Source organism: Clostridium sp. KLE 1755 (genome assembly GCF_000466465.2).
Taxonomy (GTDB): Bacteria; Bacillota; Clostridia; order Lachnospirales; family Lachnospiraceae; genus Eisenbergiella; species Eisenbergiella porci.
The window spans coordinates 38,064-56,466 of the sequence record NZ_KE992655.1 but is presented as its reverse complement, the minus strand read 5'-3'; the positions used below and the strand labels follow the sequence as shown (position 1 = coordinate 56,466).

18 protein-coding genes are annotated in these 18,403 nt (G+C 50.8%); 15 read left to right on the top strand and 3 right to left on the bottom strand.

What is annotated here, in order from left to right:
* Positions 1-558 precede the first annotated feature (558 nt).
* From folP to HMPREF1548_RS02335, 11 genes are all read left to right on the top strand, one after another.
* Positions 559-1,374 (top strand): dihydropteroate synthase, encoded by an 816-nt coding sequence (gene folP / locus HMPREF1548_RS02385; RefSeq protein ID WP_021634099.1) that lies wholly within the window; start codon positions 559-561, stop codon positions 1,372-1,374.
* Between the two features lie 45 nt (positions 1,375-1,419).
* Positions 1,420-2,280, top strand: a complete 861-nt coding sequence (gene folK / locus HMPREF1548_RS02380; protein ID WP_021634098.1) for a 2-amino-4-hydroxy-6-hydroxymethyldihydropteridine diphosphokinase — start codon at positions 1,420-1,422, stop codon at positions 2,278-2,280.
* Between the two features lie 74 nt (positions 2,281-2,354).
* Positions 2,355-3,479, top strand: a complete 1,125-nt coding sequence (gene pheA / locus HMPREF1548_RS02375) for a prephenate dehydratase (RefSeq protein ID WP_021634097.1) — start codon at positions 2,355-2,357, stop codon at positions 3,477-3,479.
* Positions 3,480-3,538: 59 nt separating this feature from the next.
* The gene (locus HMPREF1548_RS02370; RefSeq protein WP_025490848.1) at positions 3,539-4,831 is read left to right on the top strand and encodes an ATP-binding protein; all 1,293 of its coding nucleotides are present in this window, start codon (positions 3,539-3,541) and stop codon (positions 4,829-4,831) included.
* 35 nt (positions 4,832-4,866) lie between these two features.
* Positions 4,867-6,402 (top strand): Ppx/GppA phosphatase family protein, encoded by a 1,536-nt coding sequence (locus tag HMPREF1548_RS02365; RefSeq protein WP_021634095.1) that lies wholly within the window; start codon positions 4,867-4,869, stop codon positions 6,400-6,402.
* Positions 6,403-6,453: 51 nt separating this feature from the next.
* Positions 6,454-8,595 (top strand): RNA degradosome polyphosphate kinase, encoded by a 2,142-nt coding sequence (locus HMPREF1548_RS02360; protein WP_021634094.1) that lies wholly within the window; start codon positions 6,454-6,456, stop codon positions 8,593-8,595.
* Between the two features lie 118 nt (positions 8,596-8,713).
* Positions 8,714-9,301, top strand: a complete 588-nt coding sequence (locus HMPREF1548_RS02355) for a Maf family protein (protein WP_021634093.1) — start codon at positions 8,714-8,716, stop codon at positions 9,299-9,301.
* A gap of 85 nt (positions 9,302-9,386) precedes the next feature.
* Positions 9,387-10,037: an HAD family hydrolase gene (locus tag HMPREF1548_RS02350; RefSeq protein WP_021634092.1), complete on the top strand. Its 651-nt coding sequence runs from the start codon at positions 9,387-9,389 to the stop codon at positions 10,035-10,037.
* A 64-nt stretch (positions 10,038-10,101) separates the two neighbouring features.
* A complete protein-coding gene (locus tag HMPREF1548_RS02345) occupies positions 10,102-10,935 on the top strand; it encodes an HAD family hydrolase (protein ID WP_025490851.1) in 834 nt (277 codons plus the stop codon).
* Between the two features lie 108 nt (positions 10,936-11,043).
* Positions 11,044-11,310, top strand: a complete 267-nt coding sequence (locus HMPREF1548_RS02340) for a hypothetical protein (protein ID WP_021634089.1) — start codon at positions 11,044-11,046, stop codon at positions 11,308-11,310.
* 443 nt (positions 11,311-11,753) lie between these two features.
* Positions 11,754-12,842, top strand: a complete 1,089-nt coding sequence (locus HMPREF1548_RS02335) for an acyltransferase family protein (protein ID WP_021634087.1) — start codon at positions 11,754-11,756, stop codon at positions 12,840-12,842.
* A gap of 160 nt (positions 12,843-13,002) precedes the next feature.
* Here the strand turns inward: HMPREF1548_RS02335 and HMPREF1548_RS02330 are convergent, their stop codons facing one another.
* The 3 genes from HMPREF1548_RS02330 to HMPREF1548_RS02320 all read right to left on the bottom strand — a co-directional run bounded on the left by HMPREF1548_RS02330 (position 13,003) and on the right by HMPREF1548_RS02320 (position 16,519).
* The gene (locus HMPREF1548_RS02330; RefSeq protein WP_021634086.1) at positions 13,003-13,836 is read right to left on the bottom strand and encodes an HAD family hydrolase; all 834 of its coding nucleotides are present in this window, start codon (positions 13,834-13,836) and stop codon (positions 13,003-13,005) included.
* Entirely contained in the window at positions 13,829-14,686 is an 858-nt protein-coding gene (locus tag HMPREF1548_RS02325; protein ID WP_035320720.1) for a PHP domain-containing protein, read from the bottom strand. Before HMPREF1548_RS02325 ends, HMPREF1548_RS02330 begins: the two co-directional genes overlap by 8 nt.
* 195 nt (positions 14,687-14,881) lie before the next feature.
* A complete protein-coding gene (locus HMPREF1548_RS02320) occupies positions 14,882-16,519 on the bottom strand; it encodes an ABC-F family ATP-binding cassette domain-containing protein (RefSeq protein WP_035320718.1) in 1,638 nt (545 codons plus the stop codon).
* Here HMPREF1548_RS02320 and HMPREF1548_RS02315 point away from each other — a divergent pair.
* From HMPREF1548_RS02315 to HMPREF1548_RS02300, 4 genes are all read left to right on the top strand, one after another.
* The gene (locus HMPREF1548_RS02315) at positions 16,503-16,892 is read left to right on the top strand and encodes a hypothetical protein (RefSeq protein ID WP_157065619.1); all 390 of its coding nucleotides are present in this window, start codon (positions 16,503-16,505) and stop codon (positions 16,890-16,892) included. The genes HMPREF1548_RS02320 and HMPREF1548_RS02315 overlap by 17 nt on opposite strands.
* A gap of 148 nt (positions 16,893-17,040) precedes the next feature.
* A complete protein-coding gene (locus tag HMPREF1548_RS02310; RefSeq protein ID WP_021634081.1) occupies positions 17,041-17,415 on the top strand; it encodes a PadR family transcriptional regulator in 375 nt (124 codons plus the stop codon).
* 91 nt (positions 17,416-17,506) lie between these two features.
* Positions 17,507-18,052, top strand: coding sequence for a DUF2812 domain-containing protein (locus HMPREF1548_RS02305; RefSeq protein ID WP_055725848.1), 546 nt, complete (start codon positions 17,507-17,509; stop codon positions 18,050-18,052).
* A 20-nt stretch (positions 18,053-18,072) separates the two neighbouring features.
* Complete coding sequence (locus HMPREF1548_RS02300; protein ID WP_021634079.1) at positions 18,073-18,324, top strand: Smr/MutS family protein; 252 nt, start codon at positions 18,073-18,075, stop codon at positions 18,322-18,324.
* Positions 18,325-18,403 lie beyond the last annotated feature (79 nt).

Here is an 18,403-nt window from a genome sequence, read left to right as displayed (position 1 = left end):
AAAGCTGGCACAGGAGGAGAGCCTGCGCGGGGTGCTTTACAGGGCGGATAAGAAAAGCCGGTCCTGTTTTGCATGCCCGGCGGAAGGCGCCTGCAGCTGGCCGCCCTCCAAAAAGAACCTTCTGCTGAAGTGGTGAGTGTTGTGTCCCCTCGCCGTGTCATTTCCTGCGGGGTGTCCGGCGCTGTTCTCCCTTCCTGCTCCCGGCAGGTGTTCCGCGCGTTCGGACGGAAAAATGGGAGATTTCTAACCGGTCTGTTATTCTCTTCTGCTGCCAAAGCGGCGCGAACTCCTCACTGGCGTTCGTTAAACAGCGCCGCTTTGGGCGGGCAGCAGAAGAGAATAACAAACCAGTAAGAAATCACTCCATTTTTCCGTGACTCACGCACTGAACACCTGCCGGGAGCAGGAAGGGAGGACAGCGCCGGACACCCCGCAGAAAATGACACGGCGAGGGGAGGCAGGCTGTGAAGAGGGGAGAAGGGCGGATAGAGAGAAAATAGGGTAGTGATGAATCTAGGGCGGGTGTGAAAAAAATATTTTTTTCAGGAGGCAGGCAGGATGGTTATAGGCGGCAGGGAATTTGTTGACAGCGGGAAGACATATGTGATGGGGATTTTGAATGTGACTCCGGATTCTTTTTCGGATGGGGGGCGTTTTAATGAGATGGACAGGGCGCTTTGGCATGTGGAGGAGATGATTGGGGATGGGATGGATATCCTGGATATCGGCGGGGAGTCCACAAGGCCGGGGTATACGCTGCTTTCGGAGGAGGAGGAGACTTCGCGGGTGGCTCCGGTGATTGAGGCGGTGAAGAAACGGTTTGACGTGCCGGTTTCCCTGGATACATATAAGTATAAGGTGGCGCAGGCGGGAATCGCGGCAGGGGCGGATTTGATTAATGATATCTGGGGACTGAAATATGACGGCGGCCAGATGGCGGAGACGATTGCGGGAAGCGGGCTGCCCTGTTGCCTGATGCATAACAGACAGAATGCGGATTACGGGAATTTCCTGGAGGATCTGGCGGCGGATCTGGCGGATACGCTGCGAATTGCGGAAGCGGCCGGAATCAGGGATGATAAGATTATCCTGGACCCGGGCGTGGGCTTTGGGAAAACCTATGAAAATAATCTGGAGGTGATTAATCATCTGGACAGCCTGCGGATTTTTAACTGTCCGCTGCTGCTGGGGACTTCCAGGAAGTCGGTGATAGGGCTGACGCTTGATCTGCCTGCGGACGAAAGGCTGGAGGGTACGCTGGTGACCACGGTATTTGCGGTGCTGAGCGGGTGTTCCTTTGTGCGTGTGCATGATGTGAAGGCGAATAAGAGGGCCATTCGTATGGCGGAGGCGATCCTGCAGGAGGGCAGGTAGTTACTGGTCACGGAGTGAACCGTAATATAATAAGGAGGTGCCGTTGTGGATCAGATACGGATTAAGGGACTGGAAATTTTTGCGCATCATGGAGTTTATCCGGAGGAAAAGGAAAAGGGACAGCATTTTTTCCTGGATGCGGTGTTATATACGGATACGAGAAGAGCGGGGCTGACGGACAGGCTGGAGCTCTCCACTGATTATGGAGAGGTGTGCAGGCTGATGAACGAGGTTATGTGCGCCCAGACCTATGATTTGATAGAACGGGCGGCGGAGCAGACTGCGCAGGAGGTTTTGCTGGCATTTCCGCTGATCCGGCGGCTGGAGCTGGAGCTGCATAAGCCGGAGGCGCCGATTCCGCTTCCCTTCGGGGATGTGTCGGTGCGGATTGAGCGGGGCTGGCACAGGGCGTTCGTTGCGTTTGGCTCCAATATGGGGGATAAAGAGTATTATCTGGAAAAAGGGCTGAAGGAGCTGAAGGAGCATCCGCTCTGCCGTCCGGTGAAGGTTTCGAAGGTTTACAGGACCACGCCCTACGGCGGCGTTGAGCAGGAGGATTTCCTCAACGGCGTCATGGAGCTGGAAACGCTGCTTACGCCCTTTGAGCTGCTGGAGAAGCTGCAGCAGGTGGAAAGGCAGGCCGGACGGGAGCGTAAGGTACACTGGGGGCCGCGGACGCTGGATCTGGATCTGCTGCTTTACGATGATTGTGTGATCGATACCGAGACGCTTACAGTGCCTCATCCCGACATGCAGAACAGGGATTTTGTGCTGGCGCCGCTGTGTGAAATAGCGCCGTTCGTAAGGCATCCTTTCACTGGAAAGACGGCAAAACAGATGCTGGAGGAGCTTAAGCACAATGGTGAAAAGCATGTGGTTGACACAGCGCAAAATAAATTGGATTGAAGAAAAATAAGTTTGCACAGGACCGGTTCAGCCTCATCTGATCTGGTATGTGAAGGACGAAGGAGCGAAGAAGCATGGATTTAGGGGATTTGAGGAAACAGATAGATTCGGTGGATGAGCAGATTGTCAGCCTCTATGAGGAACGGATGGACATCTGTAAGCATGTGGCCGAGGTGAAGATAGAAACAGGGAAGAAGGTCTTTGACAGGGAACGGGAAAAAGAAAAGATCGCCAGGGTAAAATCCCTGACACATAATGATTTTAACCGCACAGGGATCGGGGAGCTGTTTGAGCAGATCATGTCCATGAGCCGCAAGCTCCAGTATCAGCTGCTGGCGGAAAAAGGAAGCATGGGGCGCCTTCCCTTCATCGGGGTGGATTCCCTGGTGGATGACCGGGTGAGAGTGGTTTTTCAGGGAGCGGAAGGGGCTTATTCCCAGGCAGCCATGCATCAGTACTTCGGAGAGGAGGTAAACAGCTTCCATGTGGATACCTTCCGGGATGCCTGCTGCGCCATAGAGGAAGGCAGCGCGGATTTCGCCGTGCTTCCCATTGAAAATTCCACCGCCGGGATCGTGAATGAAATTTATGATCTGCTTGTGGAATTTGAAAATTATATTGTGGGAGAGCAGATAATCAGGATAGAGCACTGCCTGCTGGGCGTCCCGGGAACAAGGATGGAGGATATCAGGACGGTATTTTCCCACCCCCAGTCACTGATGCAGAGCGCAAGGTTTCTGGCGGAGCATGACTGGAAGCAGATCAGCCTGCCCAATAACGCCTTTGCCGCCAGAAAGGTAGCGCAGGAGGGCGACTGTACGCAGGCGGCCATTGCCAGCGAATATGCGGGCAAGGTATACGGGCTGGAGGTGCTTAAAAAGCCCGTGAACCAGTCTGAGACGAATTCCACCCGCTTCATTATAATCACCAACCAGAAGATTTTCCGCAAGGATGCAAAAAAGGTGAGCATCTGCTTCGAAATCGCCCATGAAAGCGGTTCCCTTTATCATATGCTGTCCCATTTTATCTACAACAATCTGAATATGACCAAAATAGAAAGCCGTCCCATTGAAGGACGCAACTGGGAATACCGGTTTTTCGTTGACTTTGATGGCAACCTGGCTGACAGCGCGGTGAAGAATGCGCTGCGCGGGCTGAGGGATGAAGCGCAGAACATGCGGATTTTGGGAAATTACTGACGGCAGAGCCTTAAAAGTGATGTTTTTTGATTATAAAGAGGATGGGAAGGACAGGCACAATGAGAGAAAAAGAGCTGATTGTATATAAGGATTTTGGAGAGGACGGAGCGCTGCTTGCGGACATGGTCTGGCTGATGGAGCATTACGGTACCGGTGAGGAGGGCATCCAGAAGGAAAGCTCCCTGCTGTACGAGTGTATGCACGGGCTGCTGGAAATGGCCGGAAGCCATGGCTTTTCAGGCAATCTGTGGCACTGCTATCTGACGAACCTGCTTGTGAATAATGAAAACAGCTACAGCCGCGCCTGTGAAATCAGGGGAGCTGTGGAGGGCACCATCAATGAGGCGGTGCTGCATGACATTGCTATTTTTAAAGAATTTTTTGATTATGACTTTACGGATATGATGGATAAGCTGGAAGCGCCTGCTTTTTCCATGGCTCTTTCCTATGAAGGGAATATGCAGGAGAGCAAGGTGTACAATACCCGTATCCGTGACCGCATCTGCACGCTGGCCGTGCGTTTCCGGGAGGATGGGACGCCGGAGGAGATGAAGGCGACCCTGACGGAATTTTATAAGGAATACGGCGTCGGCAAATTCGGCCTGCACAAGGCCTTCCGCATCGCCCATAAGGAAGGGGAAACGGTAATCGAACCGATCCTGAACATCGCCCACGTGAAGCTTTCCGATCTGGTGGGCTATGAAACTGCCAAGAAAAAGCTCATTGATAATACGGAAGCCTTTGTATTAGGAAAGAAGGCAAACAACTGCCTGCTGTACGGCGATGCGGGAACCGGAAAATCCTCCAGCATCAAAGCCATTGCCAATGCATATTATTCACAGGGGCTGCGCATCATTGAGGTATATAAACACCAGTTCCAGGATTTGAATGATGTGATCGGCCAGATTAAAAACAGAAATTATAAGTTTATCATCTATATGGATGACCTGAGCTTTGAGGATTTTGAAATCGAATATAAGTACCTGAAGGCGGTTATCGAAGGCGGGCTGGAGAAGAAGCCGGCCAACGTCCTGATTTATGCCACCTCCAACAGAAGGCATCTGGTCAGGGAAAAATTCAGTGATAAGAGGGAGCTGGATGACGATCTGCACAACAACGACACCGTACAGGAAAAGCTGTCTCTGGTATCCCGCTTCGGCGTGACCATTTATTTCGGTGCGCCGGATAAAGCCCAGTTCCAGAATATCGTAAAAACGCTGGCGCTCCGTTACGGGGTAACCATGCCGGAGGAGGAACTGCTGGCAGAAGCCAATAAGTGGGAGCTGTACCACGGCGGGCTTTCCGGCAGGACGGCGCAGCAGTTTATCGATTATCTGCTGGGCCGGATGTAGGAGCGAAAACAGGGGAAGAAAGGAAGGGATGCAGGGTGAAGACTTTTGCCGCCATAGACGTGGGATCTTATGAGCTTTCCATGAAGATATTTGAATTTTCGGCGAAAACAAGCATGAAGGAAATCGACCATATCCGCCATCGGATCGATCTGGGAAACGATACCTTCGCTACCGGAAAAATCAGCTATGAAAAGGTAGATGAACTATGCCGTGTCCTCCGTGAATTCGAAGAAATCATGCGCAGCTACAAGGTGGAGGACTACAGGGCCTACGGCACCAGCGCCATACGGGAAACGGAAAACACCATGATCGTGCTGGATCAGATCCAGCAGCGCACGGGAATCCATATTGATGTGCTCAGCAATTCCGAGCAGCGTTTCCTGGATTACAAATCCATTGCGCTGAAGGGCCAGGATTTTAACAAAATTATTGAAAAAGGGACGGCGATTGTGGATATCGGCGGCGGCAGCATCCAGGTTTCCCTGTTTGACAAGGATACGCTGGTAGCCACCCAGAACCTGCGCCTGGGCGTGCTGCGCCTCCAGGAGCTGTTAAACAAGCTGAACGCCAGGCCCGCCAAATACGAAGGGCTGCTGGAGGAAATGATCGACAGCCAGCTCTCCGTTTTCAAAAAGCTGTATCTGAAGGACAGAATCGTTGAAAATATTATCATTGTGGATGATTATGTGTCAACGCTGATTCAGAAAAGGCTCACCGGCTCCCAGACGCCGGGATATGTGGACAGCGCAAGCTACGGCGTTTTCATGGAAGCCCTGCGCAGCCATACTAAGGAAGAAGTGGCGGCTCACTTCGGCGTTTCCGTGGAAAGCCTTCCGCTGATATTTATTTCCGCCGTACTGATTTACAACGTGGCGAAGCTCATGGAAGCCAAGCTGCTGTGGGCGCCCGGCGTGACGCTCTGCGACGGCATTGCTTATGAATATGCGGAAAAAAATAAAATCATCGGGCCGAAGCATGATTTTGAACAGGATATCGTAGCCTGTGCCAGGAATATCAGCAAGCGCTTCATGGGAAGCAGGCGCCGCGGCGAAACCCTGGAGCATATCTGCGTCACGATTTTTGACAGCATGAAAAAGGTGCACGGCCTGGGGAAGAGGGAGAGGCTTTTGCTGCGCATTGCCGCCCTGCTCCACGACTGCGGGAAATATATCAGCATGGTGAACCTGGGGGAATGTTCCTACAGCATTGTCATGTCCACGGAGATCATCGGCCTTTCCCACAGGGAACGTGAAATTGTCGCCAACGTGGTTAAATATAACCATCAGGATTTTGACTATTATGAAGAGCTGGGGACCACCACAACGCTGGACACCCAGTCCTATCTTACCATTGCCAAGCTGACGGCCATCCTGCGGGTGGCAAACGGCCTGGATCGCAGCCACAAGCAGAAGTTCCGGGATTTCAGGACGACCCTGAAGGAGGATCAGCTGATCATCACTGTGAACACCGCGGAGGATATCACCCTGGAAAGAGGGCTGTTTGAGGCCAAAGCGTCATTTTTCGAAGAGGTTTTCAGTTTACATCCAGTCATTAAGCAGAAAAAATTGTAACCGTGAAGGGAAGAAGCAGTTACAAAGAATTCATATAAATGGAGAAAAATTATGGCGGAGAAAAAAGATTATCTGGACCCTGAGCTTTATACCAACCGGGAACTGAGCTGGATTCTGTTTAATAAAAGAGTGCTGTCGGAAGCGAGAGACAAACAGATCCCGCTGTTTGAAAGACTGAAATTCTTAAGCATTACCGCATCCAACCTGGATGAGTTTTTCATGGTGCGCGTGGCATCGCTGAAGGACATGGTAAATGCGAAATATACCAAAAAGGATATTGCGGGGCTTACCGCCGCCCAGCAGCTGGATAAGCTGAACGTGGTGACCCACGAGCTGGTGGCCCAGCAGTATTCTACATACAACCGTTCCTTGCTGCCGCTGCTTAAGGCAAACGGGCTTACGGTTGTAGAAAAGCACGAGCAGCTGAGCAAGGATCAGGCCGAATATGTGGACGCCTATTTTGATGAAAATGTATATCCCGTGCTGACCCCCATGGCGGTGGACTCCTCCAGGCCCTTCCCCCTCATCAGGAATAAATCCTTAAATATCGGGGCGCTGCTTTCCAAACGGAAAGAAAAGGGGGAGCTGGAATTTGCCACGGTCCAGGTGCCCAGCGTGCTGGCGCGTATTGTGCCCATTCCGGCCGGGGACAACGGCGGCAAGGCGGTCATCCTGTTAGAAGAGGTGATTGAGCGGAATATTTCCAGGCTTTTTCTCAACTATGACGTGGTGTGCTCCCATCCTTTCCGTATCATGAGAAATGCGGATCTGACCATTGATGAGGACGAGGCGGAGGATCTGCTGAAGGAAATCGAAAAACAGCTGAAAAAGAGGCAGTGGGGGCAGGCAATCCGTCTGGAGGTGGAAGCCGGCATGGATAAACGCCTGCTGCGCATCATCAAGGATGAGCTTTCCATTGAGGAAGAGGATATTTACCATATCGACGGCCCCCTGGATCTTACCTTCCTTATGAAAATGTACGGCCTGGAGGGCTTTGAGCATCTGAAGGAAGAAAAGTATGTGCCCCAGCCGGTGCCGGAATTTATGGAAGAGGGTTCTGTTTTTGATAAAATCAGGCAGGGAGACATTCTGCTGCACCATCCCTTCCAGACCTTTGCCCCTGTGGTGCAGTTCATCCGGGAAGCCGCCAGGGATCCGGAGGTGCTGGCCATCAAGCAGACACTGTACCGCGTCAGCGGCAATTCGCCCATCATTGCGGCGCTGGCCCAGGCGGCGGAAAACGGAAAGCAGGTTTCCGTGCTTGTGGAGCTGAAGGCGCGTTTTGACGAGGAAAACAATATCGTATGGGCGAGAAAGCTGGAAAAGGCGGGCTGCCACGTAATTTACGGCCTGGTGGGCCTGAAAACCCACAGCAAAATCACGCTTGTGGTGCGCCGTGAGGAAGACGGCATCCGCCGTTATGTCCATCTGGGAACCGGAAACTATAACGATGCCACGGCAAAGCTATATACGGACATCGGCATGATGACCTGTTCCGAAGCCATCGGCGAGGATGCCACGGCGGTATTCAACATGCTTTCCGGTTATTCCGAGCCTCTTTCCTGGAATAAGCTTTCCCTTGCACCGCTGTGGCTGAAGGATAAGTTCCTTTACCTTATCGGACGGGAAGTGAAAAATGTGCGGGCCGGGGAAACGGGCCATATCATTGCCAAAATGAACTCCCTCTGCGATCAGGATATCATAGCTGCTCTGTATGAAGCCTCCGCAGCGGGCGTAAAAATAGAGCTTATCGTCCGGGGCATCTGTTCACTGAAGGTGGGCATACCCGGCGTCAGCGAGAATATATCCGTCCGTTCTATCGTGGGCACCTTCCTGGAGCACAGCCGTATTTTCTATTTTGAAAATGCGGGCAAGAGCGAGGTTTACTGCGGCAGTGCGGACTGGATGCCCAGGAACCTGGAACGCCGTGTGGAAATCCTGTTCCCTGTGGAGGATCCGAAGCTGAAGGAAAAGGTGCTGCACATTCTTGACGTGCAGCTGCGGGATACGGTGAAGGCCCACCTGCTGCAGCCGGACGGCAGCTACGAAAAGGTGGACAGAAGAGGAAAGGAAACCTTTAATTCCCAGGTTGCCTTCTGCGTTGAAGCGATGGAAGCGGCAAAAGCCCAGGAGACGCCTCACGATGACCGGGTGTTCATCCCGGAAAAGCATGTAAGTGAGGAAGAGGAATAACCGGGAAGCGCCGGACAGCGAAGGAAAGGCAGCGAATAAAAAAAGAAGTAAAAGCAGAAATAAAAACAGAAATAAAAGCAGAAGTAAAAACAGAGGTTAAAAAACAGGAGTAAAAAAGATGAAAAGCAGGATAATACTGGCTTCCGCATCCCCCAGGCGGCAGGAGCTGCTGACGCAGATAGGTCTGACGTTTGAGGTCTGTCCCAGCGAATGGGAAGAGGTTACGGACAAAGAGCTTCCGGAGGAGGTCGTTCAGGAGCTTTCTTATCATAAGGCAATGGAAGTCTATGAAAGAAACGTCACAGAGGAAGGAACCGTCGTAATAGGCGCGGATACCATTGTGGCCTGCGGAGGGCAGATTCTGGGAAAGCCCGGCACCAGGGAACGGGCAGAGAAGATGCTGGGTAAGCTGCAGGGCGGCACGCACCAGGTCTATACCGGAGTTGCCTTTGTGTGGAAAGAAAAGGGGAGGACGGAAACCGCCGGCTTTTATGAATGCACAGACGTGCGGGTTTATCCTATGACAGAAGAGGAAATCCGGTGTTACGTGGAGACGGGAGAGCCTATGGACAAGGCCGGCGCTTACGGGATACAGGGCGGTTTCGCCGCTTTTATACAGGGGATATGCGGGGATTACAATAACGTGGTGGGCCTGCCGGTGGGCAGGGTCTACCAGGAACTGAAAAAAAGACAGCTGATCGGCTGACATTTTTACGAAGCGGCAAAACCAACCGTTTACGTGACCTGCCGGCGCTTCTGCCAGTCTGTTTTGCAAGAAAAGGAGAACCTGCATGAAAAAAGCTGTGATATTTGATTTGGACGGCACGCTTGCCAATACCATAGAATCCCTGACCTACTGCGGGAACCGGGCGCTTCAAAAGTTTGGTCTGCCCTCCTTTACACAGGAGGATTATAAATATTTTGTAGGAGACGGCTCCGCCGTGCTGGTGCGCAGGGCACTGACAAAGGCGGGAGACGCTGAGCTGACCCATTATGATGAGGTTTATGAGGAATACTGCAGACTGTTTGCCAAAGACTGCATGTATCAGGTCCGGCCCTATGATGGAATCATCCCTCTGCTGGAGGAACTGAAGAAAAAAGGAATCCGTATTGCGGTTCTATCCAACAAGCCCCATGAAAACAGCGTCAGCGTGGTGGAAACCCTGTTCGGCAAGGATTATTTCGACTGCATCCAGGGACAGAAGGCGGGCATCCCCAAAAAGCCGGATCCCGCCGGGGTCTTTAAAATAGAAGAATACCTGGGACTTGCCCCGGAGGCTTTCCTTTATGTGGGGGATACCAGTGTGGATATGCGCACCGGAAAGAGCGCAGGGCTTTTTACGGTTGGCGTTCTGTGGGGCTTCCGCGACCGGAAGGAGCTGGAGGATAACCACGCGGACGTGATTATTGAAAAACCCGCTGAACTGCTGGAATTTTTATAGACAGACAGCAGGGCATACGCCGCGGAAAATACCGTATGCGCCGATGCGCGCGGATAGGAGTGTTATGATAAAACTGATCGCATCTGACATAGACGGTACGCTGATACCGGATTCCACACCGAATCTGTATCCGGAAATTGTGGAGGAAATCAAAAGCCTGGCGGAACGGGGCGTCATTTTCTGCGGCGCCAGCGGCAGGCAGCTGTGCAGCATTCAGAACGTTTTCAGGGAGGTATCCGATAAAATATGCTATATTGCGGAGAATGGGGCGCATATCCATTATAAGGGGGAGGACATATCCCTGACGAGCATGGACAGGGAATATGCAGAGCAGATTATCCATCAGCTGCGCGGCCTGGGGAATGAATATGAATTTGTGGTATCAACGCCCCACGGCAGTCTCCTGGAAACGAAGAACCGCACATTCCTCGATATGATGAAATACGGCTACCACAATACCTTCCGGCAGGTAGAGGATGTGCTGGCCCAGGAGGCGGTTATCCTGAAGGTTGCGGTATATCACAGAGGAAGCATACGGCAGCTGGGAGAAGAGGTATTGATCCCTCAATGGGGTGAAAAGGTGCAGACCTGTGTTGCCGGCGAGGAATGGGTGGATTTCATGGACGCCTCTGTGGATAAAGGAAATGCGCTGAGGATACTGCAGGACTATTTCGGCGTGTCCAGGGAGGAGACCATGGCCTTTGGGGACAATACCAATGACATTGGCCTGATGAAAGCCGCGGGCTTCAGCTATGCGGTGGAAAATGCCAGGCCCGAGGTAAAGGAAGCCGCCCGTTTTATCTGTCCCTCTTATCTGGAGAAGGGCGTGTGGAAGGTTATTTCAGAAAAATGCGGCCCTTCCGGCTCAGAAGATGAAAAGAGAAGCGCCGGGATTTGAAAAAAGTCTTGCACAAAGGCCGCATAGACTGTATATTTTATGTAGAAGAGTAACTGTGAAGGAACTGAACGGTTACGCAGAAGAAACAAAGAGGAAGGAGGGAAGAAGATGCACGAGTTTGATGACGCGGTTTTAATGTGTTTTCTGAAGAAGCAGAGCCAGCTCTTTCCTGAAGAAGATGTTGCTTCCAATCTGGAAGAAGCAGAAGCTTTTCTGGAAGAGTGTATGGCGGTTGTAGTTGAATCTGCAGAAGAAGTAAAGGAATATTTTGAAGAAGAAGGCATTGACATGGACGGTGCTGATTTGGACGAAATTCTGGAAGCGGATGAAGTATTTGAAGTGGGTGACGGAAGATATTTGATCGTTGAAGGCTGACCCCCGGTCCTGGAAAAGACAGTATTATAAAATTTATCAGACGGAATGAAACAGCATACGGCGGCGGGATTCGTTAAGCTGCCGGAAGCGAAGGCCCGTGGAAAACAGGTGTGTAAGAGCATGCAGGCGCATGGTTTTACGCACCTGTTTTTGTGTTGCCAATTACAGCCATAATGCGTTGTGAACGGTAACCGCCGGCTGGTTACACGGAAAAGTCAAAAATAATTTTTGATAAAAGGATTGACCGTAAGGAAAGGAGGATGGTATACTGGACACAATTAGGAGATCGTGAAATAAAGAGAAGAACATGCTGGCAGCTGTGCTGGTTTTTGCGGCATTGCTTAAGCTTTTAAACGGCTTCCCGGTCTGGGAAAGAGACCCTGAGGCCCGTGTGAAAAGAAATCGCAGGCATTGTTTTTGAAAAAAGGAGAGATTTTATTTCAATGGGTTTGGGAAAAAAACAGCAGATTGGATGGATCAACTGTGCCAAGTTCTTTGCAATTCTGGCGGTGGTAATTGATCACGTAAAGGGGATTCTGTATGAGGATGAGGCGGTACAGTATATTTTCTTTTACTCTGTAACCGTATTTCTTTTCCTTGCGGGGATGACCGCCTATTATTCCCTGCAGAACAGGAAGCCGGAGGAATCGCCCGGCAGATGGGTGGTAAGGCGGATTGGAAGAATCCTAGTTCCCTATCTGGCGGCAGTGGCTGTTTATCAGTATGTGCGCACCGGGTTCCAGCTGAATCTGGGAGCCTTTGTGCTGTGGGCGGTGAACTTCAACCTGGAAGGGCAGTTTTATTATGTGCTTATTTATATACAGCTGATTGCGGCGGCGCCGGTGCTTTATTTGCTGGTGATGAACTGCAGGAGAGGTAAGGCGGCCTTTTTGTTTCGGGGGATTTTCCTGGTACTGGCATGGTTTACATCCATGTTCTGCATGAAGCATACTTTTGCCCTGGAGACCTATGGCGGAGGCAAATATCTGCTGGGAGGGACGTATCTGTTCGTCTTTGCGGCGGGGATGGTTGCGGCCGATATGCATATTACGCTGTCCGGCAAAAAGAAGGCGGGAATTGCCTCAGCAGCGTCCATAGTGCTTCTTGCTGGAGCGATGGCATTTCTCCTGCATGACCGGCTGGCCTGGGATGAATCCATGTTTGGCTGGCTGCTGCGCGTGAATCCTCCGGGAATTACTCTGATATTATATTCACTGGCGGTAATTTCCTTCCTGTTTTCCGTATGCACCTTCCTGGCAATGCTCCAAAACCGGGTGGTGGATAAGATACTGCAGGCGCTGCAGTACATGGGGAAATATACCCTTTATATTTTCCTCTATCATACGCTGATTCTGGACACACTGCTCCCAAAGCTGACATTTCTGGATAATGGGCCTGCATTCCTTAAAATCCTGGTGTATATGGCAGGAATGCTGCTGCTTCCCCTGGCTGGAAAGAACCTGTATGACTGGCTGAAGAGGGCAATGGTACGAAAGACACGGAAAGAGGAAATGCTGCTGAAGGAAAAATAGAGAACAGGAACGCTAAATTATGGCAGTATCCTGTTAACTGGCTGCGGCTGCACAGATAAGAAACCATCTGTGCAGCCGCTTTTTTCTGAATATGCAGTCAGGTGGGATTAGCAGCCAGGCATGGATCAAAAGTCGGGTGGGTTAGCAAACGTCTGGGATATCAGCAGCCAGGCATGAATTTTTCAATCGCTTCCGTCAGGCCGTTATGCTCATTGTCCAGTGAAGTGACAAAATCGGCAGCCTCTTTTACGCCTGGCCCGGCATTTGCCATGGCTACGCCAATCCCTGCGGCCTGCAGCATGGAAATGTCATTGGGTGCGTCGCCTGCGGCGATGCTGTTTCCCACAGGAATATTGAAATGACGGCATACGGCCAGGATGGCATTTCCCTTACCGGCTTCATGATTGTAGAATTCCAGATATTGATCATTGGAGAACTGTGCGGTAATTTCCGTCCCGTATTTTTCCTCCACTCGTTCCTTCAGCTTAAGAAGCAGTGTTTTGTCCGTCAGATGAATGGTATGGAGTTTATAGGGCGGCCGTTCCAGTACGGATAAAATATCAGGCGCTGTAATGAGGGGAAGATGAATGCGCTTACGGTAATAAATTACCTCTTCGTCTTCTTTTTTACATACGATTTCATGATCGGTGTAGGTCTGTATATGGATTCCCAGTTCCTCCGCTTCCCGTATGATGCCGGAGGCAATGGGGAAGGGGACCGTTTTTTCCATGAGAGGAGCCCCTGCGGTGCAGTCGTAAATCAGGCTTCCGTTGTTGGAAATCACCAGGGTCCCGGGGTAAAACAAATCGGAGGCCTGCATGACTTCTAAAATACTGTCCAGGGGACGGCCTGAGGTAAGGACCAGTTTGTGGCCGTTCCGGATGAGCCGGTCCAGCGCTGCTTTCATTTCATCGGAAACTGTGCTGTTATTAAGCAGCAGGGTCCCATCCATGTCTGTAAAGAGAATTTTTATGGAATCATTGGGGTTATGCATGAAAAAGTTCCTTTCTTTTCTGACGGAGTTTTTCCAGGATATCAGCCGGTATCAGGAGCTTTCCGTAACCGGTGGCCATTTCAAGTCCGGGCTTGTTTTTGCCGTGAAAGTCGGAACCGCCTGAAATCAAAAGGCCGTTGTGCTCCGCCAGCTGGCGCATTTCCCGTTCTTCTCCCGCGTTATAGGTGGAGTAGACTGCTTCGATGCCGATAAGGCCTGCCTCCTTCAGACGGGCAACCAGCTTCTGCAGCGCGTCCTTTCCCATATGGTAGAGAGTTGGATGCGCCAGCACGGGCAGGCCCTTCGCATCAAGGATAAGCCGGACCGCCTGTTCAGGCGTTACTTTTTCACGGGGGACAAAATATTTGCACCGGTCGCCCACGTAGCGGTCGAAAGCTTCGGGCATGCTTTTGACATAGCCGTGTTCCAGAAGATATCTGGCATAATGGCCTCTTGTTATCACGGAATCAGGAAAGGCGGCGGTAAGTTTTTCATAGGAAATATCAATGCCCGCCTCCTGCAGGTTGGCGCACATTTTCTGGTTCCTCAGGATCCGGGAATCCACGAAGGCCTGGATTTTCCGGCTGAATTCCGGATTATCATAATCGATAAAAAGCCCCAGGATATGAACATCCTTTCCCAAATATTCCGTGGAAAATTCAATGCCGGGAATGACTTCAATATTTTTCCCGGCAGCGTAGGAAATAGCTTCCGACAGTCCAGCGGTGGTATCGTGATCCGTGAGGGCGAAGGCGCTGAGCCCCTTTTCCAGGGCCAGGTCAACCAGTTCGGATGGACTCATGCTCCCGTCGGATTTATCGGAGTGTACATGTAAGTCAACTGTTTTCATCTGTTACCTCGATTTCTGCGACAACAAGCCGCATTCATTTTTACTCCGGAGCATAGGGTGAAAGCCGCCGGAAGGAAACAAAAGAGGGAAGCACCTTTTCCGTGATTCACGGCAGCCTTCCCCCTTTATATGCCGGGCTGCCGGATTTAACAGGCAGCTCGTTTCCAGGGGCATCCGCATGGGAAACCGTCCTGGTTAATTTTCATCGTCTTCCTTATTGGCAGTATAAACAGTACGTTTTCTTGCCATAGCATCGCTTGCAAGGTATTCGTCGTAGGTTGTGATCTTATCGATCATGCTGCCGTCAGGAAGGATTTCCATAATTCTGTTGGCCGTGGTCTGAACGAACTGGTGATCGCGGCAGGCGAAAAGTGCAACGCCGGGATACTTGATAAGTCCGTTGTTCAGTGCGGTTATGGATTCCATGTCCAGATGGTTGGTAGGCTCATCCAATATCAGGCAGTTGGCGCCGGAAATCATCATCTTGGAAAGCAGGCAGCGGACCTTTTCACCGCCGGACAGGATTTTGACCTTTTTCACCCCGTCTTCCCCGGCAAAAAGCATACGTCCCAGGAAGCCGCGGACATAGGTGATATCGTCCACCGGGGAATAGCCCATCAGCCAGTCGGCAATGGTGTAGTCATTGTCGAACTCTTTGGAGCTGTCCTTGGGGAAATAAGCCTGGGAGGTGGTAACACCCCATTTGAAGGTTCCTTCATCCGGCTCAATTTCACCCATGAGAATCTGGAAAAGCGTGGTTTTTGCCAGCTCGTTGCTTCCCACAAATGCAATTTTATCATTGTGCCCCACAATGAAGGAAATGTTGTTGAGCACCTTTTCCCCGTTAATCGTTTTGGAAAGCCCTTCTACGGTCAGCACTTCATTGCCGATTTCACGATCGGGACGGAAATCAATATAAGGATATTTTCTGCTGGAGGGCCTGATTTCATCCAGCTCTATTTTTTCCAGGGCACGTTTCCTGGAGGTAGCCTGTTTGGACTTGGAAGCATTGGCGGAGAAACGGGAGATGAAGTCCTGCAGCTCCTTGATTTTCTCTTCCTTTTTCTTGTTGGCTTCCTTCATCTGTTTGATGAGCAGCTGGCTGGATTCATACCAGAAATCGTAGTTGCCGGCATACAGCTGAATCTTGCCATAGTCAATGTCCGCGATATGGGTGCAGACCTTATTCAGGAAATAACGGTCATGGGATACCACGATAACCGTGTTGTCAAAATTGATGAGGAATTCTTCCAGCCAGGCGATGGCATCCAGATCCAGATGGTTGGTAGGCTCATCCAGGAGCAGTATGTCGGGATTGCCGAACAGCGCTTTGGCAAGAAGGACCTTTACCTTCTGGCTTCCGTTCAGATCCTTCATCAGGGAATAATGGTAATCGGTTTCAATTCCCAGGCCGTTTAAAAGGCTGGCGGCGTTGGATTCGGCTTCCCAGCCGTCCATTTCGGCGAATTCGCCTTCCAGCTCGCTGGCGCGGATGCCATCCTCATCGGTGAAATCTTCCTTGGCATAAATGGCATCCTTCTCCTTCATTATTTCATAAAGGCGGGAATTGCCCATAATTACGGTATCAAGAACCGTATAATCATCGTATTTGAAGTGATCCTGTTCCAGGACGGAAAGCCGCTGGCCGGGAGTGATTACCACATCGCCGTTGGTAGGCTCCAGCTGCCCGGAAAGAATTTTCAGAAAGGTGGATTTACCGGCGCCGTTGGCACCGATCAGGCCGTAACAGTTGCCTTCCGTAAACTTGATGTTAACTTCCTCAAAAAGCGCCTTTTTCCCGAGACGCAGGGTAACGTTGTTTGCACTAATCATTTTAATCCTCCATGTTTTGCGGAGCAAAATGCGAGCCCTCTGGCGAGCAGAGGGATTTTCCTCCATGTTTTGCGGAGCAAAATGCGAGCCCTCTGGCGAGCAGAGGGATTTTCCTCCATGTTTTGCGGAGCAAAATGCAATTTCTTTAGAAATTTGCCCTTTGGCGGGCAGGGGATTTTCCTCCGAATGCCGAAAAGCGGCGGTAATGACTGAAAAAGCCGGCAGAATAAGGAATCGGATTTCCTTTACGGCGACCTGCCATGGCGGCTTTCTTCTTATTTTAATTATGTCCTGTTTCATGTCGCCTTTACCTATTTTACAGAAAAAACGGGAATTTGCAAGCTATTCTTTAAAAATAGTGAAGAAATCATAACAGGGCCGCAACAGAAATTGCTGCAATATGTTGACAGACGACATATGTCGTGCTACGATATAGGAAAGTTGATATATCGTAAGACGACATAACGGAAGACGATATAGTTCTGTGAGATGCACAGGCAGGACTGTGAAAGGAGAAAGGGATGGAGCCTAAGAAGGAACCGCTTACAGAGAGTTATTTTTATATACTGCTTTGCCTGTACCGGCATGCGAATCACGGATATGGGATTATGCAGGAGGCCGGGGAGCTGTCGGGCGGCCGGGTCAGGATTGGTTCGGGCACCATGTACGGAGCGGTCAGCAATATGATGAAAAAGGGCTGGATTGCGGAATGTGACGCAGAACCGGAGTATAGAACGGCAGGGGAAAGCAGGAATACAGGAGTGAGGAAAAAACTGTATGTTCTGACGGATACCGGCAGACAGGCTCTGGAGGCAGAGCTTGTCCGGCTGATTGAGATGCTCAAAAGCGCGGAAAAGATTATAGGCCGGCCGCCTGAACTTTTACTGAAAAAGTAGATTAGGAAAAATTTTCATTGAAAAAGTGGATTGGGAAAAATTTGGCCCGCAGAAATACATATCCGGCAGGCTGATGCGGAAAGGAGAATTTATGGATACCAAAGTATCATTCAGAGGCTATATGGCATGGAATTATGACAGGGAGGAGCAGGACCTTGACAGAATGTCGGAACAGGGCTGGCAGCTGATAAAAGGAGGCTGCTTTTTCAGTATTTACACCAGGCAGCCGGGAATCCTTTATCGTCACAGGATTGATTACAACCCGGACGTAATGAACGACCCGGCGGAGAAAAGACGGTATCTGGAGCTGTTTGAGGAACAGGGCTGGGAGTTCGTGGGGAAAACCTTCAACGGGTGGATTTACCTGAAAAAACAGTACATTCCGGGAACGCCGGAGGAAGAATATGAAATTTATACGGATTCAGAATCTCTGGCGGAACTTGTAAAAAGATGGAAAAAGCTGGCCTATCTGCTGAGCGCCCTGGCAATTTCACAGCTTGGGCTGTATGTGGCGCTGGGAATAAACGCTGGTTATTTAAGCCCCGTTCTCATCATAATCTATGTAGGGATGTTCTGTTGGATTCAGTGGGGAATACACCAGCTGAAGAGGAAGCTCCTGGGAGATGGGATAAATTAACTTAGACGGGAGGCAGATGGATGAACGCAGGCATTATTGAAATCGATCTTCATGGGAAAAATGTGCTTCAGGCAAAAGCTGAGGTAGATGCCGTGCTGAAAAGGACGGACAGCAGTGTATACAGGCTGCGGATAATTCACGGGTTTCACGGAGGCACGGGCATACGGAGTATGCTTCAGGAGGAATATGGCTACGGCAGAGAACCGAAAATTATCCGGGTGCAGGGAGGAAATAATCCGGGCATCACGGAGCTGGTTCTGAGGGACTACTAAATTTTCCCGTCCTGCAAATGCTGCAGTAAATCATAAAAACCTGTAAAAATACTGCCTGGAAAACGAATGGGACAGAGCC

Coding starts and splice junctions, on each gene's coding strand:
- HMPREF1548_RS02325 (WP_035320720.1), bottom strand. CDS start 14,686: ATGAAAACAGTTGACTTACATGTACACTCCGATAAATCCGACGGGAGC.
- HMPREF1548_RS02360 (WP_021634094.1), top strand. CDS start 6,454: ATGGCGGAGAAAAAAGATTATCTGGACCCTGAGCTTTATACCAACCGG.
- HMPREF1548_RS02330 (WP_021634086.1), bottom strand. CDS start 13,836: ATGCATAACCCCAATGATTCCATAAAAATTCTCTTTACAGACATGGAT.
- HMPREF1548_RS02305 (WP_055725848.1), top strand. CDS start 17,507: ATGGATACCAAAGTATCATTCAGAGGCTATATGGCATGGAATTATGAC.
- HMPREF1548_RS02340 (WP_021634089.1), top strand. CDS start 11,044: ATGCACGAGTTTGATGACGCGGTTTTAATGTGTTTTCTGAAGAAGCAG.
- HMPREF1548_RS02355 (WP_021634093.1), top strand. CDS start 8,714: ATGAAAAGCAGGATAATACTGGCTTCCGCATCCCCCAGGCGGCAGGAG.
- HMPREF1548_RS02345 (WP_025490851.1), top strand. CDS start 10,102: ATGATAAAACTGATCGCATCTGACATAGACGGTACGCTGATACCGGAT.
- HMPREF1548_RS02335 (WP_021634087.1), top strand. CDS start 11,754: ATGGGTTTGGGAAAAAAACAGCAGATTGGATGGATCAACTGTGCCAAG.
- HMPREF1548_RS02320 (WP_035320718.1), bottom strand. CDS start 16,519: ATGATTAGTGCAAACAACGTTACCCTGCGTCTCGGGAAAAAGGCGCTT.
- pheA (WP_021634097.1), top strand. CDS start 2,355: ATGGATTTAGGGGATTTGAGGAAACAGATAGATTCGGTGGATGAGCAG.
- HMPREF1548_RS02300 (WP_021634079.1), top strand. CDS start 18,073: ATGAACGCAGGCATTATTGAAATCGATCTTCATGGGAAAAATGTGCTT.
- HMPREF1548_RS02350 (WP_021634092.1), top strand. CDS start 9,387: ATGAAAAAAGCTGTGATATTTGATTTGGACGGCACGCTTGCCAATACC.
- HMPREF1548_RS02310 (WP_021634081.1), top strand. CDS start 17,041: ATGGAGCCTAAGAAGGAACCGCTTACAGAGAGTTATTTTTATATACTG.
- HMPREF1548_RS02370 (WP_025490848.1), top strand. CDS start 3,539: ATGAGAGAAAAAGAGCTGATTGTATATAAGGATTTTGGAGAGGACGGA.
- folP (WP_021634099.1), top strand. CDS start 559: ATGGTTATAGGCGGCAGGGAATTTGTTGACAGCGGGAAGACATATGTG.